The organism is Longitalea luteola, assembly GCF_017356035.1.
Classification (GTDB): Bacteria; Bacteroidota; Bacteroidia; order Chitinophagales; family Chitinophagaceae; genus Niastella; species Niastella luteola.
This window is the reverse complement of sequence record NZ_JAFIQX010000002.1, coordinates 369,280-392,807: the sequence shown is the minus strand read 5'-3', so window position 1 is coordinate 392,807 and position 23,528 is coordinate 369,280. Positions and strand designations below refer to the sequence as shown.

Genomic DNA, 23,528 nt, shown 5'->3' with positions numbered 1-23,528 from the left:
GGCTGAAGCTGAACCCGCCAAATTTTGGTTTTAAAAACCTGTAATAATCGGGGCAAACCCTTAGAATTTTTACAAAACGGAACTGATTTTCGGCAAAAGCTGGAAAAATTGCATGGCAGATATTATATTCAATCTGAATATTGCATCAAATTTAAACCTATGCGTATCGTACCCCTCGTTAACAGCTTATTTACCGTATGTCTCCTGGCAGTAATTACCGCTCTGGTTATTATGATGACCCGGACAGGCTACAATGATAAAGTATCGCACACCTGTTTTATACTTATGTCTGCCGCCGGTTTCTTATTGCTGGCGCGTGCTGCCTTTCAATCAGACGAAGAGGGCGGAAAAGCAAAATAAAAAGGACACAAGCTCCAGGAAACAAGGCACAAGCAATCTTGCACCTTACCTCCTGCAACCTGTGCCTTGTATCTCTGCTAAAGCGGATACCTGTTATCGCCAATGAGCTTTGCAGCAATGCGGCGTTTGGCTTCCTTGCTGTTAAAAGGTTCAACCTTTGTAAAGCGTTTTAAACCGAGTAACATCATCCGTTGTTCATCGCCATCGGCGAAGGCGTTAATAGCGTCTTTACCGTGTTTGTTAATGATGTCGGCGGCATCGTATAACCAGGTCCTGGTTATATCCAGTTCGTAGGCAACAGCGGCTTCGCCTTTGCGTTCAGCCAGTTTCATTACCCGTAACAGGGCGCTTTCAGCCACGAAGGTTTGAATGGCCATATCGGCAATATGCATCAGGATCTCCTGTTCCTGCTCGATCTTCATCATCAGCTTTTGTACCGCAGCACCGGCTGTTAACAAAATGGCCTTTTTAAAATTGGCGATCAGTTTTTTCTCTTTGGCGAATGCTTCTTCATCGTCACCACTGCCAAAATCAGGAATGCTCATTAATTCTTTCTGCACGTTCATGGCAGCGGTCATGAGGTCAAGACGGCCTTTCATGGCGCGTTTCAACACCATATCAACGGTCAGCAGGCGGTTGATCTCGTTAGTACCTTCATAGATCCTGTTAATGCGGCTGTCGCGATAGGCTTTGGAGATCACGTACTCATCGCTGTAACCATTACCCCCATGGATTTGTACGCCTTCATCTACTATCAGGTCGAGCATTTCGCTGCCAAATACTTTCAACATCGCACATTCAATGGCATACTCTTCAGCACCGCCCAACACGGCTTCACTGAATGGTTTACCGGCCGACAGCAATTCATGCTCCTTATCGTCGATCCATTTGGCCGTGCGATACAGGGCGCTTTCGCATACCCACATTGAGATGGCCATTTCGGCCAGTTTATTTTTAATAGCCCCAAAGGAAGCAATGGCTGTTTTAAATTGTTCGCGGGTATTAGCGTATTGAATAGTGGTAGACGTTGCCCGTTTGGCGCCGCCCAACGCGGCCGCCGCTAATTTCAGGCGGCCGATGTTCAGGATATTAAAGGCAATCACATGGCCTCTGCCAACTTCGCCCAGCAGGTTCTCAATGGGCACTTTACAATCCTGGAAATAGAGCTGAACGGTAGAAGAGCCCTTGATGCCCATTTTATGTTCTTCTGCTCCCTGGGTAAAGCCTTCGAATCCTCTTTCCACGATAAAAGCAGAAAATTTATCGCCGTCGATTTTTGCGAATACAGTGTATACATCGGCAAATCCCCCGTTGGTGATCCAGCATTTTTGTCCGTTCAGGAGATAATATTTTCCATCGTCACTGAGTTTTGCCGTTGTTTTGGCGCCCAGCGCATCACTGCCACTGTTCGGTTCCGTTAGGCCGTATGCGCCTTTCCATTCACCGGTAGCCAGTTTGGGAATGTATTTCGCTTTTTGCTGTTCATTGCCGAAATACAGAATTGGCAATGTACCGATACCCATATGGGCAGAAACGGCTACCGAAAAAGAAAAACCACCCCCCAGTGCTTCACTTACCAGGTTAGAAGTGATAAAATCTTTACCCAAGCCACCATATTGTTCGGGAATGGACGCGCCCAGCAATCCCTGTTCACCGGCTTTTGTTACCAGCGAGGGCATGAGGCCGGGTTCCAGTTTATCGATGCGTTCGAGAATAGGTAACACTTCTGCGTCGAGGAACGAAGCGCACATGTCTTTTACCATCTGTTGTTCTTCGGAAAAATCTTCAGGGATGAAGGTCTCAAAGGGAGAGCTTTCTTTTATCAGCCATTCGCCACCTTTGAGTATATTATTTTGTTGTGTGGTGGTGCTCATATAACTGTGTTTATGTTGGGTAAATATTGTTGCAATCGTTATTTGGCGAATCGTGAATCGTATTACTTAGAACATAGAACTTATAACTTATTTCAGATTATCGTACACGATCTGCAAAACTTCGCGGCACACATCTATGCGATCGGGCGACACTCCTTCCAGGGCTTCATTCAGCGTTTCGTTGGCCAGTTCCATGGTTTGGTCCTGCAGCTTGAGCGCTTGTTTGGTCAAATAGATCAGGTTCATTCTGCGGTCCGATTCTGACGATACCCGTTTCACCAGCTGCAGTTTCTCCAGGTTGTCGACCAGCCGCGTAATACTGGGTTTATCGCGAAACGAAGCGTTGCATAATTCCTGCTGGCTGATACCATCCTGTTTCCACAAATGATATAACACGCTCCATTGTTCAATAGTTAAATTAAGATTGGCCGCATTGAACTTTTTTTGCAAACGCCGGGCTATGGCTGTCGATGCCTTTCCTGTGATAAAACTGTATAATTCGCCTCTCTTGAATTGGTTGTTTGACATATAGTTGTTTATACAACTATCCAAATCTAGGATTTTCCGGCGATTTTGACAAGTTTTGCGCGGGTAATTTTTTGTCCGAAACGACTTATGGGAAAGTCCTGTTACAGACAGTAACCCCCTTGTAAAAACATTGAAAAACTGTGTTCGGAAGATGAGGGTTGTTGAGGACCAAAGAGTTAGGATGAATTCTTCGCGAAAATCAGCGCATTTTTCATGAATTACCCCACCATTTTCACGAAAACAAGGTCATTTTTTATGCAATTCCACCCTTTTTTCACGAAAACATGGCTGTTTGCATGCAATTCCACATCTTTTTCGTGCAATTCAACCAACTTTTCGTGCAAATCCATACCTTTTTCGTGAAAACGAGACCTTTTCTTATGAAAACCGGTATTGTTTCACGAAAACAGGAACATTCTTCGCGAAAGAACTTCTTAGTTCATGAAATACATATCGCCTGTACCGTAAAAAGTTTTTATTCCGTAAAAACGAGTTCATTCTTCGGGGCAAATTTTCATTCCCGCTAATTGATCCATCTTGCTCCCGTGAATAGGTGTCGTTTGTCTCATAGGTGGGCAAACAGGTAATGCCATTAGAAACGCTTCACCGGAACAAAGGCGGTGCAACTGCTTGTTGGTATAACGCCGCTCACAAGCGCCTTGTGTCATTTCTGTCGCGGATGACGCTTCGTTTTGTATATCCATCCTGTCTATACGATAATCATGCCTGTACCGGCCCTTTCTTTCATAAACCAATGTGTTGGTTAATAATTATCTTGTAGCCAATTTGGAGCCGCATGCAAAAGGCCTTTCTACCATACCGCTCATCGCAAATACATTACTGCTGGTTTGGCAGCGGGCAAAAAATAATCTTTTGCCTGCATGGTTATGGTGAATCCAAAGAATCGTTCGGGGTATTGGAAAAAGCACTGCCCCCTGCGTACACCGTGATCGCTGTTGACCTGCCCTTCCATGGAGAAACCCGATGGCAGGAGGGGTTTCAATTTTCTACAAATGATCTGTTGGCTATTACGGAAGCATTACATGCGAAACACAGTACGGCAAACACCCGCCTAACCCTGCTTGGTTATAGCATGGGCGGACGGGTTGCATTGCAACTGCTGCAGCTTGTTCCCACAAAAATTGAAAAACTGGTATTACTGGCTCCCGATGGATTGAAAGTAAATTTCTGGTACTGGCTGGCCACACAAACCTATATCGGCAACCGCCTGTTTGCCTATACCATGAAACATCCCGCCTGGTTCTTTTCGCTGTTACAGGCCGGCAACCGGTTACAATTGATCAATCAAAGTGTGCTAAAGTTTACGCGCTACTATATTCATGATATCACCGTGCGCAGGTTGTTATATGAACGCTGGACGGGCATGCGCGCTATTAAACCCCAGCTGACATTGATAAAAAAACTAATTCATGCACACCGGCTGCCCGTTCGTTTATTGTATGGGCAATATGACCGCATCATCAGGCACGAACGGGGAGAAAAATTTCGAAAGGGTATTGAATCTTTCTGTACGTTGCATTTAATTCAGACCGGCCACCAGGTGTTACAGGAAAAACATGCTGATCAGATAATACAACTAATTCAATCGTAAAATCTATTTCCAAATCCAATTGAATGATGCCGCTTTTCTTCTTCCTGTTCTTTTTGCTAATGGTGGTATATGCAGTACTGATAGCCTATTATCATAGTGCATGGAATAAGCTGCCGCAATTTGCTTTATCAGAAAAGGAGGCATCAGTTCTCATCTCGGTCATCATTGCAGCCCGCAACGAGGAAAAGAACATTCCCCAGTTGTTACAGTCCTTACAGGATCAGCAATATCCCAAATCATTATACGAAGTGATTATTATCGACGATCATTCCACCGATAGTACCTGGACATTATTACAGGAGCATAGCTTTGCAGACCTTCCGCTTAAATCGCTTCAATTACAGGATCACATTGAGGAAAATAGGGTGATAGCTTCTTATAAGAAAAAGGCCATCGAGACCGGCATTCATGCTGCAGCCGGACAATTGATCGTAACCACCGATGCAGATTGCCGTTTTGATCCCCGCTGGCTGCAAACCATTGCAGCGTTCTACCAAAGCCATGAAGCCAAATTCATAGCAGCTCCCGTAACCTTTTATAACCAGTCTTCTTTATTATCTGTTTTTCAAAGCCTGGATTTTCTAACGCTGCAGGGCATCACAGCCGCATCGGTATACAAGCGGTTCCACAGTATGTGCAATGGCGCCAACCTCGCTTATGAGAAAGCGGCATTTTATGAAGTAAACGGCTTTAACGACATAGATGCCATTGCTTCCGGCGACGATATGCTGTTAATGCATAAGATCTTCAAACAATATCCGGATAAGGTCTACTACCTGAAGAACCGCCACGCCATCGTCACTACGGAGCCGGCTGCCAGTTGGAAGCAGTTCTTTCACCAGCGCATTCGCTGGGCCAGCAAAGCCGACAAGTATGACGATAAACGCATCTTCTGGGTATTACTGCTCGTATACCTGTTGAATGTATGTTTTCTGGTGGGCGCCATTGCAGCCTTCTGGAAAAGCATCTGGGGGTTTCTGGTGCTGCTGCTGTTACTGGCCAAAGTGTTGATCGAATTCCCGTTTGTAAATTCGGTCGCCATCTTTTTTGGTCAGCAAAAGTTAATGAAGTACTTTCCTTTTTTACAACCCCTGCATATTGGTTATACGATCATTGCAGGCTGGCTGGGCAAATTCGGGCATTATGACTGGAAGGGAAGACGCATAAAAAAATAACCGTTACAGGTTACAAGCTTCATGTTACAGGGAGCTTTTGAAACTTGTAACCTGCAACCTGTAACATGTAACAATATGAATTCTGCCACCACAAGAACAACCTGGCGGCGACTTAAACGAAACAAAGGCGCACTGATCGGTATTACTATTATCGTTCTGGCTATACTGGTAGCTGTATTTGCTTACCTGCTGGCGCCCGATGGTTCGCCCAATGCCAACAGAATGGTGGTGGAAATAGGCGGTCAGCAACCTGGCTATAGGCAGTTATTCCTTCAATTACCCCGGGAAAGAAAAATTGGCGCTGCCTCTTTTTTTGAGCGGCTTTTCTTTGGTGAGGAAGACAAATACCAGTACATCCCCATTCAAAGCTATCAACAACAAAAGGATAGTATCATCATTCAGCAATACATCGACGAAGGTATTACCGAAAGGGTGGCCTTCCCTGTTTCCAGAACCCGCTGGCAGGAAGGGACAGATTCCGGTACGTTCAAAGTCATCAGCAAAAAGTTCCGGCTGGGAACCGATAAGTACGGCCGTGATATTTTAAGCCGGCTGCTGGTAGGCGTTCGGGTAAGTCTGGGCGTTGGTTTGGTAACCGTACTTATTTCATTGAGTATAGGTGTGTTACTGGGTGCGCTGGCAGGTTATTTCAGGGGCCGGACCGATGATGCCATTATGTGGTTCATCAATGTGATCTGGAGCATACCTACCCTCCTGCTTGTTTTTGCCATCACATTAATATTGGGCAAAGGTTTTTGGCAGGTGTTTGTAGCCATCGGCCTCACCATGTGGGTGAGTGTGGCGCGCATCATTCGCGGCCAGGTCTTAAGTGTGCGTGAGCTGGAATATGTGGAAGCGGCCAAAGCACTGGGTTTTTCACATACCCGCATCATTATACGCCATGTGCTGCCCAATGTAATGGGGCCGGTTATGGTAGTAGCAGCTTCTAATTTTGCGTCGGCAATTGTGATCGAAGCGGGTTTAAGCTTTTTGGGCGTTGGCGTTCAACCCCCGCAGCCAAGCTGGGGATTAATGATCAAGGAAAACTACAATTTTATTATTACGCATAATCCTATGCTGGCCCTTGCGCCCGGATTTGCCATCATGTTACTGGTACTTGCATTCAATATGCTCGGTAATGGCTTGCGGGATGCCTTGCAGGTGAAGGAATAAAACCTGCCAGTTACCGGGTACCAGTTTCCGAACCCTTTTCGCTTGGCTCGCTACAGTTGTAAGCTTTGTACGACTGCGGTTTGCACTGCAACTGTAATTCCCGGCAACAGGTACCCGGTAACCGGTAACTGTTTTTATTTTGCCGAATAACGGTAGCTGCCTTTCCACTGATTGGTATTGCAGGTTTTGGATGTTACTGTAACATCTACCACGCAGCTTGTACCTGCCGGAGTATTCGTGATCGTAAAATTGTTAGAAGATAACGCATTCTCGAGTGTTGTCGTAAAATAAGTGGTTGAACTGCCACCTTCCGTTCTGGCAGTAACTGTTATGGAAGCGCCTGTGCCTGGCATGGCTTCGATATTTACGACTAAAGGAAAGGAAGTACCGGGGGCTGGAGGATCTATAGTTCCGTTAGCAGGAATAGTTATTACTTTTATTTCTGATTCTCCACATCTGTCATTTCCACCATCTTTTTTCTTTTTACAACCAACTGTTACCGTAAGCGCGAGTACGGAGGCCAAACCAAACAGGATAATTTTTTTCATAAGAGGTATAGATATTTGATAAAAAATACATTTTACTAACGCTACAGGCAAATGGTTGGTATACAGGTACCGCTAAAGATAGTGGCTACTGGGTAAAGACCTGAACATTACGGCTGAAGCTTTCTTCAAGGGAAATAAACGTTTCGGTGCGTTCAATTCCTTTTATCTTCTGTAACTCATCGTGCAACACAAAGCGTAATTGATTAATGTCTTTACAAACTATTTCAGCAAACATGCTGTAATTTCCTGTGGTGTAATTTAATCGTACAATTTCGGGGATGCGCTGCAGTTCTTTGGCTACTGAATCGTACAGGGAGCTTTTCTCAAGATATATGCCAATAAATGCAATGACATCATATCCGAGCGCTTTAAGGTCCACATTTAATTTTGTACCTTTGACAATACCCGCTTCCTGCAATTTTTTTATGCGTACATGGATAGTACCACCGGAAACAAAAAGCTTCTTACCCAGATCTGCATAGGAGATTTCTGCATTGTCCATCATCTCGTGGATTATCTGCAGGTCCAGTTTATCCAAATTCAATTTAGCTGCCATTTTTGCAATCGTTTTTTTACAAATTTCAACTAAGTGTGCAAATATTTATATATTGTCGAAACTTTCAAAATTTTTCTTGAATAATTTACAACAATACTGGCAATTTCTTTAATATTGCTATGAAATAGTTCTTTAAACAGCGAAATATACTGTGGGGTGATGGAACTTTGGCAGACATGCCCTCTTGTCTCGAGGGTGGGGAGTACTGGTTCGCCAGGAAGGACAAATTGCGCTTTTAGCGTGGCTAACAACCCCGTGGAGGTTCGAATCCTCCTCCTACAGCAGCTTTTTTTTTACACGTTTTATCTTGTGGAGTGATGGAACTTTGGCAGACATGCCCTCTTGTCTCGGGGGTGGGGAGTTCGGGATAAACGTGGTGTAATGCCGGTTTAAGCAATTAAGCCGACTGGGGTTGACCACCACAGAATTGCGCCATGGCTAACTGCCCCGTGGAGGTTCGAATCCTCCCTCTACAGCTTCAAATGCCGTCTTTGTATTGACAGCCAATACAGAGGCGGCATTTTAGTTTAAATGGCTTTCTGATCAACTTCTGTTGCCGCCTTTTTTCCATTCATTTTTCTCGCCTATTTTTGCCGCTTCATGGGTCAGAAAAAATTACAACGCTTTGCAGAAGTAAGCACGTTCTCCAATGTGCTGCAGTACCCCGAAAATATGCCGGGCAACTGGAAAAACTTTTTCCATAACAACAATCCCATCACGCTCGAACTGGCCTGTGGCAAAGGAGAGTACGCCGTAGGTTTGGGCCGGCTGTTCCCTCAACGCAATTTTCTGGGTGTTGACCTGAAAGGGAACCGCATTTGGGTAGGCGCCAAAAAAGCCCTGCAGGAAAACCTGAGCAATGTTGGCTTCCTGCGCACCCAGATCGATCGTATCGGCACTTATTTCGAACCTGGTGAAGTATCGGAGATCTGGCTTACGTTCCCGGATCCGCAGCTAAGGACCTCTAAAGCCCGGAAAAGACTCACCCACCCCAAATTCCTGCGCCTGTATCAACAAATAATGAAGCCGGGTGGTTATGTACACCTGAAAACCGATTCGCCGAGCCTGTACCGGTTCACCAAATGGGTGATCGACCTGTATGATCTGCCGCTGATCCAGGATATTGATGACGTATATGCCGAAGGACCGGTAAGCGAAGTATTGCAAATAAAAACGCATTACGAAAGCCTCGACATTGCGCAAAGCAACAGAGTGCATTATTTACAGTTCGTGCTGCCGGCAACGCCGTTGCCCGATAAAGAAAGTGCTTTAAAACTTTTATTGCTTGAAGAAGAAGCTGACCGAAGGAGTTGATTTCTATTATAACGAACAGGGATACATTGTGCTTACAGCCGAATATCACCTCGAAAGAGGCTATTGCTGCGGAAATGGATGCCGGCACTGCCCGTTTGAATATGTAAATGTTCCTGAGCCGCGTAAAACCCAGTTGCTCAATCAACATAAACAAGATGGCACCTCGCAAAAAAAACAGTAAACCTGCCAGGGAAAAGCTCACCACCGTAAATCCTTCGGGCCAGAAAGACCATTCGTTCTTTGAACTGGTGTTTGAAGTGGCCCGGCAGATCCCGAAAGGACGCGTTACTTCTTATGGGGCCATTGCTTCCTGCCTCGGCACCAAACTATCGGCACGGATGGTAGGCTGGGCCATGCATGCGGCTGATGCGGCCAAACCCAAAGTGCCCGCCCACCGCGTAGTTAACCGTAATGGCATGCTCACCGGCAAACATCATTTTAACCCGCCTTCGAAAATGGAAGCGCAGTTGAAGAAAGAAGGCGTGAAGGTTAAAAACGATGTCGTTGTCGATTTTAAGAAACTGTTCTGGGATCCGTCGACGGAATTGTGATAATTGGGAAACGGCAGTCGTCAATCGTCAATCATCAGTCGACAATCGTGAAACGGCAAACTACAAACCACAAACCACAAACCACAAATTACAAACGCTCCATTTTCACATTTACTAATTAGCCTTTTTGCCATTACCTATAACTCGACCATCGCCTTAATAACGCCCGTCTCCGGTTTCAGCCAGCTGGCAAATTCATTTTTTACATTGTCGAACAATACGCGGTGGGTAATATAAGTGGCAGGATTTACCAATCCCTTCTTCATGCTCTGGATCACCAGGTCAAAATCTTCTTTTGTGGCATTCCGGCTGCTCATCAATGTGGCTTCGCGCTTATGAAATTCAGGATGTGAAAAGCTGATCTCGTTCTTTTGCAATCCGACCAGCACATAGCGGGCGCCATGCGCCATATACTGAAAAGCATTGTTAATGGCTTTTAAACTTCCGGTGGCATCAATGACTACGGTTGGCATGTCGTTACTGGTGATCTCCTGCAAACGTTTCATCACATCATCTGCAGCGGCATTGATAGTATGGGCTACCTGCAGTTTTTCACGGCAGAAATTCAGACGTTGCTCATTAATATCCATGGCAATTACCTGTCCACCGGCGATGCGGGCAAATTCCATTATACCCAGACCGATCGGTCCGGCCCCGATCACCAGTACAAATTCACCAGGTTGTACACCTGCGCGGCGTACACCATGGGCGCCGATGGCCAATGGTTCTACCAGCGCCAGTTCATCAAAGCTCAATCCGTCGCCATGCAATAAAGAGTAAGATGGAACTACCAGGTATTCACGCATGCCGCCATCAACATGCACACCGCATACATTGATGCTGGTGCAGCAATTGGGTTTACCACTGCGGCAGGCAATACATTTTCCGCAGTTAAAATAGGGAATGATGGTAACGGCTTCGCCGGGCGTAAAGCCGGGTGCATCGCCCGATACATATTCTGCGGCCAGTTCATGCCCCAGGATGCGGGGATAATTGAAGAACGGCTGGGTACCTTCATACGCGTGCAGATCGGTGCCGCAAATACCTATACGTTTTATTTTAAGCAGCGATTGATTTTCCTTTACAACGGGTTGCTGGCCATTTTGATATTCCAACTGGCCCGGCGTGATACAAACTAATTGCTTCATATTTCGAATTTCTTATCGTAGTCAATGTTGTGAATGGTCAATGGTGAATAGTCAACCGTGAACCGTCAATCCTTGCCCGTCCGAAGCGTAAGCGAAGGCGGGGGCAATCGTCAATCATCAATCGTCAATCGTCAATCCGTCTTCGCAAGGCCGCGGATAAATCGGCAGACGGGAAACGGAAAACGCTGATATTCCGTGCGTCACTGCTCTTTATGGCCAATTTCTTACATCCTGCTTCCCCACTCCCACACCTTCCAACTCTTCCTTTTCAACTTATGAACTGAATAACTTATGAACTGAATAACTAAGAAACTTAATGTCAACGCCTCCCTTCCAACATAGTCACCTCTTCACTATTAAGATTCAGCAACACAATAATATTCGCCTTGCGCGGCGTGAAGATCAGCATGATCAACAAATGAAAGACGGCCAACGCAAAAAATGCATAATTGCTGGTCAGTATAAAACCGATGCCCGCCATTATACCTGGCGCTTCTATCATTGCCCACCACAAAATACAGGCAGTGCGGTATAAGGCCATCCTTTTCTCTCCTGGTTCAGGACTGTTCCTTGCCGCCAGCATCTTTTTCTTGAAGATCTGAAAACCCGCTACGAGGCACACCGTCGACAGCAAAATACAAACGGCCTGCAGGGTCCTTTGCTCCGATTCGTCAAAAGCAGGAAACCCTTCGCTTACCATGATCAGTGAAACGATATTAAATGCAAGCATTCCACTGAGTAAGGCAATATGAATGATCCTTAAGGTAGTAAAGGCGTTTTGCATGGTGAATGGTCAATAGTGAATGGTCAATGGTCAATGGTGAATGGTGAATGGCTAATACGGATGCAGCCTGCTGCTGGTTCAGTAACAGGTTGCCGGTACAATCCGTTCATTAATAGTAAGGACTGATCATCAAATACACCAGCACGCCGGTTACTGAAACATATAACCAAACCGGCCAGGTAATACGGGCCAGTTTAACGTGTTTCGTCCACTCGCCTGTTAACGCTCTGTAAGCAGTATATAATATGAAAGGAAGAATAATACCCGCTAAAGGAATATGGGTGCCAAGAATGATATAATAGAACGTTCTTTTACCACCGGTCAATGCTTTTTCTGCTTCGGTTACCACACCATTCTGGTCAATATCACCAAACCTGGTATCACCAGCCAGTAAGTGATGGCAGATGTAGGACACCAGGAAAATAACCGATAATACCAACGCTGAGACCATAATGCGCTTATGCAGCAGGTATTTTCTCTGCCTTACCACCACTAAGCCCGCCAGTAACAACAGGCTTACGAGCGAATTGATGATCGCATTCAGTTTCGCAAACACATGCACATCGAAACCCAGGTCAACTTCGAGCTTGATGCGGCTCAACAGCACCACAGCAGCAAATACCACAAATGAAAATACGAGGATCAGCCAGTTGGCCTGTTTATCGTTTTTTGCCAGAACAGGAGGAAGCATACTATTATAATTTGGGTTCTTTTGCAGGTCTTCGGGTGATCCATACAAACAATACTACAGCCACAATCACGGCAATATAAATAGGCCACAGGCCTTTTAACTGCGCCAAAACCGGCGAAGATTCGGTCTTGTCTTTTTCCAGCATCAGCAGGGTGATATCTTCTGCAAGCCGTGATAAGGCAGCTGTATCCAGTCCATCGTAATAACCTCTCACAATGCCTTTTCTATCAAGCACCACAAATTTTGAGGTATGAATAAAATTTGAATCAACCCCTTCTCCATCCTGCAGACCGAGCTTTACCTCGTTCAGCGCAAAGTCGTAGATGGCTTTTTTGGGACCCGTGAGCATCCACCATACATCAGGGTTTACGCCAAAATGATCGGCATATCTTTTCAGTGCAGCTACTGAATCCCGTTCAGGATCCACGCTGAACGATACAAAATGAACGAATGAAGTGTCTACTCTTTTGGTAACATCCTTCATTTTCAGGGCGTCTTGCAGGCCCTTCATATTTTTTGTAAGAAAGGGACAAATGGAAGGACAATGGGTGAAAAAGTAGTCGGCTACCACGATCTTACCTCGCAGGTCGTGTAATGATACGGATTGCCCCAACTGGTTTGTCAATTTGATATCTGCCACCTGGTGCCAGATGGTATCGCTTACTTTTTTTCCGTTCTTAACCGTTTCAATTACCTCATCGGGGTAATACCGCGGCGGCATATGAATGGCGTCGCGGCTTACTCCTTTTACAATAAAGTAGCTGAGGAGTGGTAATATTATTGCTATACACAGGGCTAATAATGCTTTCTGACTCACGATCTTTTTCTTTTGCTGCGCAAAGTTACCGCACGATGCAATGCCATGCAGCTTTTTATTTGAATATAACACATTTATGTATTTTCCATCTGAGGCTTCTCAAACCGTCTTGCCTGATGGTTTATAACACCCTGTCAATTAACCGGTTTGCAAAAAGCAAAGAACCATCCCGGCTCGCCGGGATGGTTCTTTTTTATATCACATTTAGCAGTAAGGTCGATTAATGCAATTTGCCAGGCTCCTGGGCTTCTTTATGCTCTTCACCATGGCCGTGTGGTTTAGGTGCAGGCGCTTTCTCTTTGCTGTGATCCAAATAATGCCTGTCGTAGGTATTACGCAGGTTTTTGTATGAATTTCCATCCCACAAAAAGGCGGTAATGAACCAGATGAACAGCAGGGCAGGAATAGAGATCGTCAGGATCATATTCCTGATCTCATGACGTAAGTGCATGAACTCAGCAATGATGAAAAATGCCTTAGCCAGTGTAAGTATGATAAATACGCCATTCAGTAAATACTTTACCAGCTCAGGATTTGAGAAAGTCATTGAATAATATCCGATAGCCAGGATCAGCTCGAATATAGTAATGTACAGAAGTATGCGAAAGGTTCTCCAGATGGCTTTTCTGTCGAAAGTATGCTGCTCGTCGTGAGCATGATGATGTTCTGCTGAATGTGCGTTTGCCATAATCACAATTTATATATAAATCAATAATCTATCTACAATGTCGGTCCTGCAGTTGAGTCGATCAACTAGAACAGGTAAAAACAGGTGAATACGAATACCCATACCAGGTCAACGAAGTGCCAGTACAAACCGGCCTTTTCGATCATCAGGTAGTGGCCTCTTCTGTCGAACACCCCTTTCCAGGTCATGATGAACATAATGATGTTTATCACTACGCCAGACAATACGTGGAAACCGTGGAAACCGGTGATGGTAAAGAAGAAGTTGGTAAAGTTGGTAGAAGCTTGTGTACCGTCGATGTTCACGAACGGATTAGAACCCCACCAGGCGCCCTGGTGATAGAGGTGCGTCCACTCCCATGCCTGACAGCCCAGGAAAGCAGCACCACCGAGGATCGTCCAGCCTAACCATTTCAATACGCCTTTTCTATCCATTTCATGGCCAGCGCCTACAGCCAGTACCATGGTTACCGAACTCATGATCAGAATAAAGGTCATCAAGCTTACGAAAGCCAGCGGAATATTCATTTCGCCAATGATCGGGAAAGACCTGAACACGTGGTTGGGGTCGGGCCATGAGTTGGCTGAAAACCGGATGGTACCGTACGAAATCAAGAATGCGCCAAAAGTAAAAGCATCACTCATCAAAAAATACCACATCATCAGCTTTCCATACTCCACTTTAAATGGGCTCTTTCCTCCTGACCACATGCTTTGATTAGCCGTTGCTACTTGTGCCATGTTGCTATTTTAATATTAGTAGTTCTGCAATTATAATTTAAACAAAAAGAACACAAACAAATAAACCCATAACAGGTCAACAAAATGCCAGTAGGTGCTCATTACTTCTACCGGTATTGAATTGTAATTCCTGATGCGCGCGCTGAATGCTTTGATGAACATCACGATCAATGCAATGATGCCACCCAACACGTGCACCGCGTGCAAGCCGAAAATAACATATAAGAACTGGCCTGCGCCGGTTGATCCTTTCATTTTGGTGCCCGCTTCCCACAACTGCGAAAACCCAATCAGCTGCATGCAGATAAAGGCCAATCCCAGGATCATGGTCACCGTTAACAGGCGGCGATATTGTTGCATACCGCGTTCTTTGAACGATTTCAGTGCCCATTGCATGGTAAAGCTGCTGATCAACATTACAGCTGTTGAATAATAAAAGATCTGCGGCATTTGCACGGTGGTGAAACCTGCCATGCTACCTTTTACGATATAGGCACTGGTTAAACCGGCAAACATCATGATGATGCTGCCTATGCCTATCCACAATGTGAACTTGTGGGGATGTATTTTTTTTCGTTGCGTACTCACTGCTTCGGTCATCACGGTTTTTTAATTTTATGTTTCGTCATTGTTAATCGGCAATCGCAGACCGGCAAACGGCAGACGTGAAACGGCAAACGCTCCTGCTTCGTGCTTCACTACATTTCGCTCACCTCCTGCCTTCAACTCGCCTGTTCTAACTTATTAACTTAATAACCAAATAACTTAAGAACTATCCCAGTTTATCTGCCAACAGCGCCAGTAAAACCACCGGCAGATAAATATAGCTGGTGAACATTACCCGGCGGGCCGCTTTTTTCTCCATTTCGCGATACAACCGGATACTTTGCCAAAGCATCAGCAGGTTAGCTGCCAATACGATCCAGAAGCTGATCATGCCGCTCATACCAACCAGGTAAGGCAATGTACCAACCGGTATCAATACCAGTGAGTAAATGATCGATTGAATGGCCGAATACTTTGTGGGCCCTTCAACAGACGGCATCAGCTTAAAGCCGGCATTCGAGTAATCTTTGTGCGCAATCCAGGCTATTGCCCAGAAGTGCGGGAATTGCCAGAAAAACTGGATGGCAAAGAGCACCCAACCGCCTGCACTTAACTCATCCTGGCCTGCTGCCCAGCCAATTAAACAGGGCAAAGCACCTGGTACAGCACCTAACAGTACTGATACTGCGCTTACTTTCTTTAACGGCGTATACATATAAGCATACACAAACCAGCTGAAGAGGGCCAGCCCGGCAGAAAGCCAGTTAAAGAAATAACCCAGGATGAATAGTCCGGCGGCAACGGCGATAACGGCAAATGCCCAGGCTTCAGCCGGTTGCATTCTTCCGGCGGCCACAGGTCGTTTGGAAGTGCGCATCATCATGGCATCGGTATCTTTCTCCACGATCTGGTTTACGGCATTGGCACTGCCGGTAACCAGCAGGCCGCCTATAAATAACAGGCAGATGTGCAGCCAGTCGTATTCTACGATTTTCGGCGCCAGCAGGTAACTGATAACAGCAGAGAACACGACCATGAAGCTGAGGCTGAACTTAATCAGCATCATATAATCCTTTACCTTACCGGCGATATTTAAAGAACTCTGTTGCTTCACGGTTATCTGCTGCATCTATTGTTAATAATTTAAGTGGTCAATGGTGACTGGTCAATGGTCAATAACGGATATTCAAAACCACTGTCCGTCCATAGCACGCTTTAGTGCTTGGATTCATTCGGACCGATCGGCTCGGTTTGCGGAATGAAATCGCGTCCATCCTTACTGTAGTCATAAGCCCAGCGATGAACTTCAGGTATTTCACCTTCCCAGTTACCGTGGCCGGGGTGAATTGGTGTAGTCCACTCCAGGGTGGTAGCATCCCAAGGATTCAGGGTGGTCACTTTTCTACCTTTCCAGATTGAGTAGAAGAAGTTGAACACGAACAGCAACTGCAACGCGAACACGATCATTGCCACCGTAGAGATGAACTTGTTCAGCTCACCGAACTGGTTGAATGATGACCAGTTGCTGTAATCGAGGTAACGGCGGGGCATACCAGCCAGACCTTCGTAGTGCATTGGCCAGAAGATCAGGTAAGCGCCGATCAGGGTACCCCAGAAGTGGATGTAGGCCATGGTGTTGTTCATGAAACGGCCATACATTTTGGGGAACCAGTGGTAAATACCGGCGAACATTCCGAAGAAGGCCGACACACCCATTACTATGTGAAAGTGCGCGATCACGAAATAGGTATCGTGCAGGTGAATATCCAGTGTTGAGTTACCGAGGAAGATACCAGTTAAACCACCAGAGATGAACAGGCTCACGAAACCTAACGCGAACAGCATACCCGGGGTAAACTTGATATTTGATTTCCAGATGGTAGTTAACCAGTTGAACACTTTGATGGCGGAAGGTACCGCGATCAGCAGGGTCAGCAGTACGAATACAGAGCCCAGGAACGGGTTCAAACCGGTTACGAACATGTGGTGCGCCCAAACCAGGAAGGCAAGAATGGTGATGGCGAACAGGGAGCCCACCATGGCCATATAACCAAAGATCGGTTTGCGCGCGTTAACTGATAAGATCTCAGAGGCCATACCCATCGCAGGCAACAGGATGATGTACACCTCGGGGTGACCCAGGAACCAGAACAAGTGCTGGTACAGGATAGCGCTACCGCCCTCATTAGGTAATGCCTGGTTGGTAGCGGCAATATAAATATCTGACAGGTAGAAGCTGGTGCCGGCGTGACGATCGAACAGCAACAGGATAAAACCTGATAATAATACAGGAAAAGATAAGATACCTAACACCGCGGTAAAGAACAGGGCCCAGATGGTCAAAGGCAAACGGGTCATGCTCATACCTTTGGTACGCAGGTTCAATACGGTAGAAACATAGTTCAAACCACCGAGTAATGAAGATACCACGAACATGGCCATAGCCGTGATCCACAGGTCCATACCGGTTTTGGAACCGGGTGAAGCATCACCCAGGGCGCTCAATGGCGGATAGGCAGTCCAACCACCGCTGAACGGACCGGTTTGAATGAACAGGGAAGATAACATGACGATGCTACCGCCGAAGAAGAACCAGTACGACAGCATGTTCATCATGGGAGAAGCCATATCACGGGCGCCGCACTGCAGGGGAATGAGGAAGTTGGCGAAAGTACCGCTCAAACCACCCGTTAATACGAAGAACACCAGGATGGTACCGTGCATGGTAACCAGGGCATAATAACTTTCAGGGGTGATCTTACCACCTCTTGCCCAATTACCCAGAATATCTTCCAGCCAGGGGAAAGTCTGGTCGGGATATCCTAATTGCAAGCGGAACAGCACCGACATCAAACCACCGATGATCGCCCAGATCATACCAGTGATCAGAAATTGCTTTGCAATGATCTTGTGATCCTGGCTGAATATATATTTTGTTATGAACGACTGATGGTGATGATGCGCGCCATGCTCATCGTGATGCACTTCATGCGTTGTTATTACTTCTGCGTGACCGTGGCTCATTGTATCTTTTTTTGTAAGTCGTAATTAATCTGTTTCGGAATTTGACCTATTTGTGTGCTGCTACCAAATTTCCTTTGGGTACTACCACACCAGCGCCTGCTGCTGTAGTGTCTGCCGGCTGTGCAGCAGGTGCAGGTTGCGCACCAGGTGCATTGAGGGCAGGGTCACCCGCTTTTGTGGGCGCTTTGTAACCAGGTTGTTGTTTGGCCCGCCATAAAACAAACTCATCGCGGGTTACTACTTTAATAAGCCCCTTCATTGAATAGTGACCGTTACCACACATCTGATCGCAGGCAATTTCATATTCAAAATTGGGATTATTGGTAATTTTTTTCATTTCCTCTGTAGTGTACTTAGGCGTAAACCACATTGTAGTTGGCGTACCGGGAACGGCATCCATTTTCATCCGGAAGTGAGGCAGACCCACGTCATGGATCACATCGCGTGAATTGATGATCAGTTTCACCGGCTGATCCTTGATCAGGTACATAGCCGATGTTTGAATGATATCATCAAAACCGGTGGGGTCGGCTTTCAGGTTCTGAACACCATTGGGTGTTTGCATGGTAGAATCCTTCCATAAAAGACCCAGCATGTTGCCATCAGCCTCATCGATCATCCGGAAATATTTCTTTCCAAATACATTGTCTTTGCCCGGGTAGCGATAGATCCATCCGAACTGACGACCGGTAATTTCCACCTGCATAGCGTTAGCAGGCGCATCGCCGGTTATTTTGAACCAGTAATACAAACCAAAACCTACCAGGGTACACAGTGCAATAGCAGGAACGGTTGTCCACAAAACTTCGAGTTTGTTGTTGTGGGGATAATAGAATGCTCTTCTTTTATCGCTATACTGGTATTTATAAGCGAACCAGAACAATAAGATCTGCGTAATGAAAAACACAATACCGGTAATGAGCAATGTAATCTTCAGCATGGTATCGATGTTCTCACCGTGCTCGGAAGCTGATGGGTAGGGCATCAATGTTTTATGATACAACGCTTTGTTGCACCACCATACCCCGATCAGACCCAGCACCAGGAACACTACCATCAGGAATCCATTGATCTTGTTATTTTGTTCGAAGGACTTTTTTTCTCCTTTTAATACAGAGACATACTCACTCGCCTTGGCTATCTGAAATGTAATCAGAAACCCAAGCGCCAGAATAGCTAACAAAAATAATCCGGTAGTTGTCATGATCTTTCAATAATTTTTATACTATCGAAACTAAGTTCGTTGTTTTATTTAGTATCATACCCGAGTTGCCTGTTAGGTATGATGGATAATACTTTCTTTGATGAACGGATGGTTTTTGGGCACCAAAGGCGCTTTTGTTAACGCGTTTGCTACTGCATACATTATCAAACCTACAAACCCGGCAGCCACACCAAAGTCAAACAGGTTAAGGGTAACATGATCAGGGAACAGGCTGGCATGGATCATTTGATAGAAATCCAACCAGTGACCGAATATGATCAGGATTGCCATAAACGTAACCGTAGTATAGTTTCTTTTAGATCCCCGGCGCATTAATATCAATATAGGAGCCAGGAAGTTTATACAGAACATCAACCAGTAGAGGCCAGTGTACGGACCGCTGTGGTTTTTGCTGGTTACACGTGATTTGAAGTAAACAGTTTCTTCAGGAATGTTTGCATACCAGATAAGCATGTACTGTGCAAACCACAGGTATGTCCAGAAGATAGAGAAGGCAAACATGAACTTACCCAGGTCATGGATATGCTCTTCGTTGGCATACTCGAGGTAACCCTGATTTTTCAGGAACACCACGAACAGGGTGATCAGCGACATACCGCTTACGAACGTACTGGCGAAAGTGTACCAGCTGTACATGGTAGAATACCAGTGTGCATCGATACTCATTAACCAGAACCAGGGGGTAACGGACATTACTGTCAATGCAAACCATACGATGAAGATGGCAGCCCAAACGGTATTTTTAAAGATGTATCTGCGGCCAGCTTCGGGATCGCCCAGGGGCGCATTATCAGTTTCACGTGATAACTGGCGCATTTTGTAACCCAGCACAATCCACAAACCAATGGTGAGCAGGGTCCAGGTGATGTAAAATCCTTTATTCAAAAAGGCTGATTTGCCTTCCAGTATCTTGTCACCGTGCGGGTGCAGCCAGTGATAAATATGGGGGTCAACGGTCACCAGGCATATTAATACTATAAAGGCTATTATACCTAAGGGAATAACTGCAACAGAAATGGCTTCTGTAACGCGTCCGAAAGTCAGTTGCCAGCCGCCCATAGCCAGGGTAGTGGCGCAAAGGAAAAACATGGCAGCGTTGGTTACCAGCAAAAAGAAAACGCTGTTCTGTAACATGGTAGCCCAAAATCTTGCCGGATGCTCACCGGTTCCATATAAGAAAAAACCGATGATAACAGATAAAATGCCGACTCCCATCAAAGCCAAAGACCAGGTTCTGTATCGTGCGGGGATGGCGAAAACTTCTTTAATAGCCATTATCAGTAATTTATATGTTCTGTGTTCGTGTCAGTTATTTTTTAGTTGTATCTGCAGTTGATTGAGGGCCTGTGCCGGGGCCAGTACCCGGATCCTTTACAGCGGCTGCTGAATCGGCAGGTGCTGCCTTAGCTGCGGGTTGCTGTTTGCCACCACCCTGTTTAGATTTCACATAGTGAATGATCATCCAGCGTTGTGTGGTGCTCAGCTGAGAAGCATAACTTCCCATCTGTCCTCTACCATAAGTAACAGAATACATCATTTGCCCTTCAGGCATATTCTCGTATTTGGCCTGGCCAACCAGTTTGGCAGGAGCGGCTGCGTACGGTCCATTGCCTCCATTGTACAGGGGCCCATTACCGTCGAGCGCAGTACCATGGCAAATACCGCAGTTAACAAGATATAAACGTTCTGCTTCTTTCATCTGAACTGCATTCAATGCAGGCAAGGGATTAGCGATCTGCATAGCTGCTATGTAGTTGGCAGTATCGCCGGCTTTGTCGGCGGTCAGCGGGAAAGGCAGCAACTCATTGCGTTTGATAGTACCAGCTACCGGCAGGCGGTTATATTTAATACCCTGCTTTGCGAGTGTATCATAAGGAGCATATGTTTCCAACGCCCGGCTGTAACCCATATCAGGCATATACGTTTTGCCCGGACTTCTACGTACGTCACTGCAACTCCAAACTATCACAGACATCACTAAAACAGAAATAATTGATAATTTTTTCATCTTAAAGTATTCAGATATTATGCAGAAACAGTTTCGCTTTGACCTTCAACAAACAATTTTTGTTCTTTATCGTATCTACCTAACCACCAGCCGGTTTCGGCATTCTGTACATTCACTTCTGTGGCGCCAAGACCGGTGAGGAATGAACTAACTTCACTTTCGTTTGTCTTACTGGTTAATTCAATAACCATTACAAACTTATCATCGGTAGCACGCAGGTGGAAGTGATGCTTTTTTACAAAAGGTGCTAACTGGCACAGGTACATGAAAGTGATCACCATACCCACACAGGAGCACAATACAGTGAACTCGAAAGTGATGGGGATCCACGCCGGTAAGGCGAAATGCGGCTTGCCACCAACGTTCAACGGAAAATCTGCGGTAAATACCCATGTCATGAACGACAACATGGAGGTAGTACCAAAAATTGCGTATAAGAATCCGGCTGTATGCAGGCTGGTATCCCGTAATCCCATGGCTTTGTCTAAGCCGTGAATGGGAAAGGGGGTATACACATCATGCAGTTTATAACCTGATTTGCGTACTTTTTTAACGGCATCAAATAACGGCCCCTCATCATCAAAACAACCGACAACAAATTTTTTAACAGCCATATAAAGATTTTGATAGTTCTTATTTCTGAATTTCTGTGATTCTATAATTCCTTTCTATCTTAATTATTAATGATGATGATCGTGGTGTACATCATTATATAATTGTTCAGCACTTTCCTTTTCAATATGGTACATGTTCTTCTTGTAGCTTTCACCTGATTTCTTCAGGATGTGCTTGATCTCAGCCACCGCAATTACGGGGAAGAATTTAGAGAACAGGAAGTAGCAGGTGAAGAACAAACCGAACGTACCAAGATAGAAACCAATTTCCCAGATGGTGGGCGTGTAGTAAGTACTCCAGCTACTGGGCAGGTAGTCGCGGTAGATAGAGGTAACAATGATCACAAAACGCTCGAACCACATACCAATGTTTACGATCACCGACATGAAGAAGGTAACGACCAGGTTGCGGCGCAATTTGCGGAACCAGAAGATCTGTGGCGAGATCACGTTACAACCCATCATCAGCCAGTAACTCCAACCGTAGGGGCTGAACAGGTTCAACCTGTTTTGAGCGAATGCCCAGCCTTCATTGGGGTTTTGACCATACCATGATATGAACAGCTCGGTTAAGTAGGCAACACCTACAATTGAACCGGTCAATACAATTACTTTGTTCATTACCTCGATGTGCTCGATGGTAATATATTCTTCCAGGTTCAGCACTTTACGGCTGATCAACAGCAGCGTTTGCACCATCGCGAAACCCGAGAAGATGGCACCCGCAACGAAGTAAGGCGGGAAGATGGTGGTGTGCCAGCCTGGTATAACTGAAGTAGCGAAGTCGAAAGATACCACCGTGTGCACTGATAATACCAGCGGGGTACTCATACCGGCCAGTACCAACGACAAGCTTTCATGGCGTTGCCAGTGTTTGGTAGAACCGGTCCAGCCGAACGACAGGAAACCATACATAAATTTCCGCCATTTCAAACGGGCGCGGTCACGTACGGTAGCGAGGTCAGGGATAAGACCAGAGTACCAGAACAACAATGATACGGTGAAATATGTAGAGATCGCGAATACGTCCCACAAGAGCGGCGAGTTAAAGTTTACCCATAACGGACCGCGGGTATTGGCATAAGGCAGTACGAAGAAGGCCATCCATACGCGACCCATGTGCCAGATCGGGAACTGACCGGCGCACATTACCGCAAAGATGGTCATGGCTTCAGCAGCGCGGTTCACACCCGTTCTCCATCCCTGGCGGAACAGCAACAGGATCGCTGAGATCAGTGTACCGGCGTGACCGATACCCACCCACCATACGAAGTTGGTGATGTCCCAGCCCCAGCCTATCGTTTTATTGAGGTTCCACTGACCTACCCCATAGGTTACCTCCCGGTAAATTGAATACACACCAAAAAGTAACAAACCAACTGAGATAAGAAAACCGATCCACCAAAGGCGGGTTGGGTTTGCTTCAATAGGACGCACAATATCTTCCGTTACCTGGTGATAAGTCTTCTCATTTTCTACCAGCGGAGGTCTTACTTGCGATTCGTATCTTAATAATGCCATGTTATATGCTTTTAGCTATTTCCTTCCCGCC

The 23,528-nt window shown here is 45.9% G+C and carries 25 protein-coding genes; 7 read left to right on the top strand and 18 right to left on the bottom strand.

Annotated features, from left to right (window positions below):
• Nucleotides 1-24 precede the first annotated feature (24 nt).
• Nucleotides 25-360, top strand: coding sequence for a hypothetical protein (locus tag JUB15_RS05760; protein ID WP_207511376.1), 336 nt, complete (start codon nucleotides 25-27; stop codon nucleotides 358-360).
• Nucleotides 361-437: 77 nt separating this feature from the next.
• Here JUB15_RS05760 and JUB15_RS05755 read toward each other — a convergent pair whose 3' ends face one another.
• Nucleotides 438-2,234 (bottom strand): acyl-CoA dehydrogenase FadE, encoded by a 1,797-nt coding sequence (locus JUB15_RS05755; RefSeq protein ID WP_207511375.1) that lies wholly within the window; start codon nucleotides 2,232-2,234, stop codon nucleotides 438-440.
• Nucleotides 2,235-2,321: 87 nt separating this feature from the next.
• Nucleotides 2,322-2,762, bottom strand: coding sequence for a MarR family winged helix-turn-helix transcriptional regulator (locus tag JUB15_RS05750; RefSeq protein ID WP_207511374.1), 441 nt, complete (start codon nucleotides 2,760-2,762; stop codon nucleotides 2,322-2,324).
• Nucleotides 2,763-3,558: 796 nt separating this feature from the next.
• Here JUB15_RS05750 and JUB15_RS05745 point away from each other — a divergent pair.
• The 3 genes from JUB15_RS05745 (at nucleotide 3,559) to JUB15_RS05735 (ending at nucleotide 6,722) form a co-directional block, all read left to right on the top strand.
• Nucleotides 3,559-4,374, top strand: coding sequence for an alpha/beta fold hydrolase (locus tag JUB15_RS05745; protein WP_207511373.1), 816 nt, complete (start codon nucleotides 3,559-3,561; stop codon nucleotides 4,372-4,374).
• Nucleotides 4,375-4,397: 23 nt separating this feature from the next.
• Nucleotides 4,398-5,549, top strand: a complete 1,152-nt coding sequence (locus tag JUB15_RS05740; RefSeq protein ID WP_207511372.1) for a glycosyltransferase — start codon at nucleotides 4,398-4,400, stop codon at nucleotides 5,547-5,549.
• A 75-nt stretch (nucleotides 5,550-5,624) separates the two neighbouring features.
• A complete protein-coding gene (locus JUB15_RS05735) occupies nucleotides 5,625-6,722 on the top strand; it encodes an ABC transporter permease (RefSeq protein WP_207511371.1) in 1,098 nt (365 codons plus the stop codon).
• Between the two features lie 134 nt (nucleotides 6,723-6,856).
• On the opposite strand, the gene JUB15_RS05730 is transcribed toward JUB15_RS05735, so the two are convergent.
• Nucleotides 6,857-7,270, bottom strand: a complete 414-nt coding sequence (locus tag JUB15_RS05730; RefSeq protein WP_207511370.1) for a hypothetical protein — start codon at nucleotides 7,268-7,270, stop codon at nucleotides 6,857-6,859.
• Nucleotides 7,271-7,355: 85 nt separating this feature from the next.
• Nucleotides 7,356-7,826 (bottom strand): Lrp/AsnC ligand binding domain-containing protein, encoded by a 471-nt coding sequence (locus JUB15_RS05725; protein WP_205508249.1) that lies wholly within the window; start codon nucleotides 7,824-7,826, stop codon nucleotides 7,356-7,358.
• A 600-nt stretch (nucleotides 7,827-8,426) separates the two neighbouring features.
• Between JUB15_RS05725 and trmB the strand changes: the two genes are divergently transcribed.
• Genes trmB through JUB15_RS05710 form a run of 3 tightly spaced genes read left to right on the top strand, consistent with a single transcriptional unit; the run spans nucleotide 8,427 to nucleotide 9,691 of the window.
• Entirely contained in the window at nucleotides 8,427-9,140 is a 714-nt protein-coding gene (gene trmB, locus JUB15_RS05720; RefSeq protein WP_207511369.1) for a tRNA (guanosine(46)-N7)-methyltransferase TrmB, read from the top strand.
• The gene (locus tag JUB15_RS05715) at nucleotides 9,112-9,321 is read left to right on the top strand and encodes a C1orf53 family protein (RefSeq protein ID WP_207511368.1); all 210 of its coding nucleotides are present in this window, start codon (nucleotides 9,112-9,114) and stop codon (nucleotides 9,319-9,321) included. The genes trmB and JUB15_RS05715 overlap by 29 nt, the downstream gene beginning before the upstream one ends.
• Nucleotides 9,296-9,691 carry an MGMT family protein gene (locus tag JUB15_RS05710; protein ID WP_207511367.1) on the top strand — a complete coding sequence of 132 codons (396 nt, stop codon included), beginning with the start codon at nucleotides 9,296-9,298 and terminating at the stop codon, nucleotides 9,689-9,691. The genes JUB15_RS05715 and JUB15_RS05710 overlap by 26 nt, the downstream gene beginning before the upstream one ends.
• A gap of 137 nt (nucleotides 9,692-9,828) precedes the next feature.
• Here the strand turns inward: JUB15_RS05710 and JUB15_RS05705 are convergent, their stop codons facing one another.
• The 14 genes from JUB15_RS05705 to nrfD all read right to left on the bottom strand — a co-directional run bounded on the left by JUB15_RS05705 (nucleotide 9,829) and on the right by nrfD (nucleotide 23,497).
• The gene (locus JUB15_RS05705; protein ID WP_207511366.1) at nucleotides 9,829-10,839 is read right to left on the bottom strand and encodes a zinc-binding alcohol dehydrogenase family protein; all 1,011 of its coding nucleotides are present in this window, start codon (nucleotides 10,837-10,839) and stop codon (nucleotides 9,829-9,831) included.
• Nucleotides 10,840-11,158: 319 nt separating this feature from the next.
• Nucleotides 11,159-11,623 (bottom strand): hypothetical protein, encoded by a 465-nt coding sequence (locus JUB15_RS05700; protein WP_207511365.1) that lies wholly within the window; start codon nucleotides 11,621-11,623, stop codon nucleotides 11,159-11,161.
• Nucleotides 11,624-11,732: 109 nt separating this feature from the next.
• Nucleotides 11,733-12,314 (bottom strand): DUF420 domain-containing protein, encoded by a 582-nt coding sequence (locus JUB15_RS05695; RefSeq protein WP_207511364.1) that lies wholly within the window; start codon nucleotides 12,312-12,314, stop codon nucleotides 11,733-11,735.
• Between the two features lie 4 nt (nucleotides 12,315-12,318).
• Complete coding sequence (locus JUB15_RS05690; protein WP_369411496.1) at nucleotides 12,319-13,203, bottom strand: SCO family protein; 885 nt, start codon at nucleotides 13,201-13,203, stop codon at nucleotides 12,319-12,321.
• 148 nt (nucleotides 13,204-13,351) lie between these two features.
• Nucleotides 13,352-13,819, bottom strand: coding sequence for a cytochrome C oxidase subunit IV family protein (locus tag JUB15_RS05685; RefSeq protein WP_207511363.1), 468 nt, complete (start codon nucleotides 13,817-13,819; stop codon nucleotides 13,352-13,354).
• Between the two features lie 65 nt (nucleotides 13,820-13,884).
• On the bottom strand, nucleotides 13,885-14,559 hold the full coding sequence (locus JUB15_RS05680; RefSeq protein WP_207511362.1) for a cytochrome c oxidase subunit 3: 675 nt from the start codon (nucleotides 14,557-14,559) through the stop codon (nucleotides 13,885-13,887).
• Between the two features lie 30 nt (nucleotides 14,560-14,589).
• Nucleotides 14,590-15,159, bottom strand: coding sequence for a cytochrome c oxidase subunit 3 (locus JUB15_RS05675; protein ID WP_207511361.1), 570 nt, complete (start codon nucleotides 15,157-15,159; stop codon nucleotides 14,590-14,592).
• Between the two features lie 172 nt (nucleotides 15,160-15,331).
• Nucleotides 15,332-16,234, bottom strand: a complete 903-nt coding sequence (gene cyoE, locus JUB15_RS05670; RefSeq protein ID WP_207511360.1) for a heme o synthase — start codon at nucleotides 16,232-16,234, stop codon at nucleotides 15,332-15,334.
• A gap of 86 nt (nucleotides 16,235-16,320) precedes the next feature.
• Nucleotides 16,321-18,129, bottom strand: a complete 1,809-nt coding sequence (locus JUB15_RS05665; RefSeq protein ID WP_207511359.1) for a cytochrome c oxidase subunit I — start codon at nucleotides 18,127-18,129, stop codon at nucleotides 16,321-16,323.
• Nucleotides 18,130-18,175: 46 nt separating this feature from the next.
• The gene (locus JUB15_RS05660; protein WP_207511358.1) at nucleotides 18,176-19,333 is read right to left on the bottom strand and encodes a cytochrome c oxidase subunit II; all 1,158 of its coding nucleotides are present in this window, start codon (nucleotides 19,331-19,333) and stop codon (nucleotides 18,176-18,178) included.
• Nucleotides 19,334-19,405: 72 nt separating this feature from the next.
• Complete coding sequence (locus tag JUB15_RS05655; protein WP_207511357.1) at nucleotides 19,406-20,629, bottom strand: quinol:cytochrome C oxidoreductase; 1,224 nt, start codon at nucleotides 20,627-20,629, stop codon at nucleotides 19,406-19,408.
• Nucleotides 20,630-20,663: 34 nt separating this feature from the next.
• Nucleotides 20,664-21,362, bottom strand: coding sequence for a c-type cytochrome (locus tag JUB15_RS05650; protein WP_207511356.1), 699 nt, complete (start codon nucleotides 21,360-21,362; stop codon nucleotides 20,664-20,666).
• A 17-nt stretch (nucleotides 21,363-21,379) separates the two neighbouring features.
• A complete protein-coding gene (locus JUB15_RS05645; RefSeq protein ID WP_205508226.1) occupies nucleotides 21,380-21,976 on the bottom strand; it encodes a DUF3341 domain-containing protein in 597 nt (198 codons plus the stop codon).
• Between the two features lie 66 nt (nucleotides 21,977-22,042).
• Nucleotides 22,043-23,497: an NrfD/PsrC family molybdoenzyme membrane anchor subunit gene (nrfD, locus tag JUB15_RS05640; protein WP_207511355.1), complete on the bottom strand. Its 1,455-nt coding sequence runs from the start codon at nucleotides 23,495-23,497 to the stop codon at nucleotides 22,043-22,045.
• Nucleotides 23,498-23,528: the final 31 nt, after the last annotated feature.

What these genes read in the sequence shown, in the direction of transcription:
- nrfD (WP_207511355.1), bottom strand. Translation starts at nt 23,497, where the DNA reads ATGGCATTATTAAGATACGAATCGCAAGTAAGACCTCCGCTGGTAGAA.
- trmB (WP_207511369.1), top strand. Translation starts at nt 8,427, where the DNA reads ATGGGTCAGAAAAAATTACAACGCTTTGCAGAAGTAAGCACGTTCTCC.
- JUB15_RS05645 (WP_205508226.1), bottom strand. Translation starts at nt 21,976, where the DNA reads ATGGCTGTTAAAAAATTTGTTGTCGGTTGTTTTGATGATGAGGGGCCG.
- JUB15_RS05735 (WP_207511371.1), top strand. Translation starts at nt 5,625, where the DNA reads ATGAATTCTGCCACCACAAGAACAACCTGGCGGCGACTTAAACGAAAC.
- JUB15_RS05700 (WP_207511365.1), bottom strand. Translation starts at nt 11,623, where the DNA reads ATGCAAAACGCCTTTACTACCTTAAGGATCATTCATATTGCCTTACTC.
- JUB15_RS05650 (WP_207511356.1), bottom strand. Translation starts at nt 21,362, where the DNA reads ATGAAAAAATTATCAATTATTTCTGTTTTAGTGATGTCTGTGATAGTT.
- JUB15_RS05695 (WP_207511364.1), bottom strand. Translation starts at nt 12,314, where the DNA reads ATGCTTCCTCCTGTTCTGGCAAAAAACGATAAACAGGCCAACTGGCTG.
- cyoE (WP_207511360.1), bottom strand. Translation starts at nt 16,234, where the DNA reads ATGCAGCAGATAACCGTGAAGCAACAGAGTTCTTTAAATATCGCCGGT.
- JUB15_RS05730 (WP_207511370.1), bottom strand. Translation starts at nt 7,270, where the DNA reads ATGAAAAAAATTATCCTGTTTGGTTTGGCCTCCGTACTCGCGCTTACG.
- JUB15_RS05745 (WP_207511373.1), top strand. Translation starts at nt 3,559, where the DNA reads ATGCAAAAGGCCTTTCTACCATACCGCTCATCGCAAATACATTACTGC.
- JUB15_RS05710 (WP_207511367.1), top strand. Translation starts at nt 9,296, where the DNA reads ATGGCACCTCGCAAAAAAAACAGTAAACCTGCCAGGGAAAAGCTCACC.
- JUB15_RS05660 (WP_207511358.1), bottom strand. Translation starts at nt 19,333, where the DNA reads ATGACAACTACCGGATTATTTTTGTTAGCTATTCTGGCGCTTGGGTTT.
- JUB15_RS05750 (WP_207511374.1), bottom strand. Translation starts at nt 2,762, where the DNA reads ATGTCAAACAACCAATTCAAGAGAGGCGAATTATACAGTTTTATCACA.
- JUB15_RS05755 (WP_207511375.1), bottom strand. Translation starts at nt 2,234, where the DNA reads ATGAGCACCACCACACAACAAAATAATATACTCAAAGGTGGCGAATGG.
- JUB15_RS05680 (WP_207511362.1), bottom strand. Translation starts at nt 14,559, where the DNA reads ATGGCACAAGTAGCAACGGCTAATCAAAGCATGTGGTCAGGAGGAAAG.
- JUB15_RS05675 (WP_207511361.1), bottom strand. Translation starts at nt 15,159, where the DNA reads ATGACCGAAGCAGTGAGTACGCAACGAAAAAAAATACATCCCCACAAG.
- JUB15_RS05740 (WP_207511372.1), top strand. Translation starts at nt 4,398, where the DNA reads ATGATGCCGCTTTTCTTCTTCCTGTTCTTTTTGCTAATGGTGGTATAT.
- JUB15_RS05665 (WP_207511359.1), bottom strand. Translation starts at nt 18,129, where the DNA reads ATGAGCCACGGTCACGCAGAAGTAATAACAACGCATGAAGTGCATCAC.
- JUB15_RS05725 (WP_205508249.1), bottom strand. Translation starts at nt 7,826, where the DNA reads ATGGCAGCTAAATTGAATTTGGATAAACTGGACCTGCAGATAATCCAC.
- JUB15_RS05685 (WP_207511363.1), bottom strand. Translation starts at nt 13,819, where the DNA reads ATGGCAAACGCACATTCAGCAGAACATCATCATGCTCACGACGAGCAG.
- JUB15_RS05655 (WP_207511357.1), bottom strand. Translation starts at nt 20,629, where the DNA reads ATGGCTATTAAAGAAGTTTTCGCCATCCCCGCACGATACAGAACCTGG.
- JUB15_RS05705 (WP_207511366.1), bottom strand. Translation starts at nt 10,839, where the DNA reads ATGAAGCAATTAGTTTGTATCACGCCGGGCCAGTTGGAATATCAAAAT.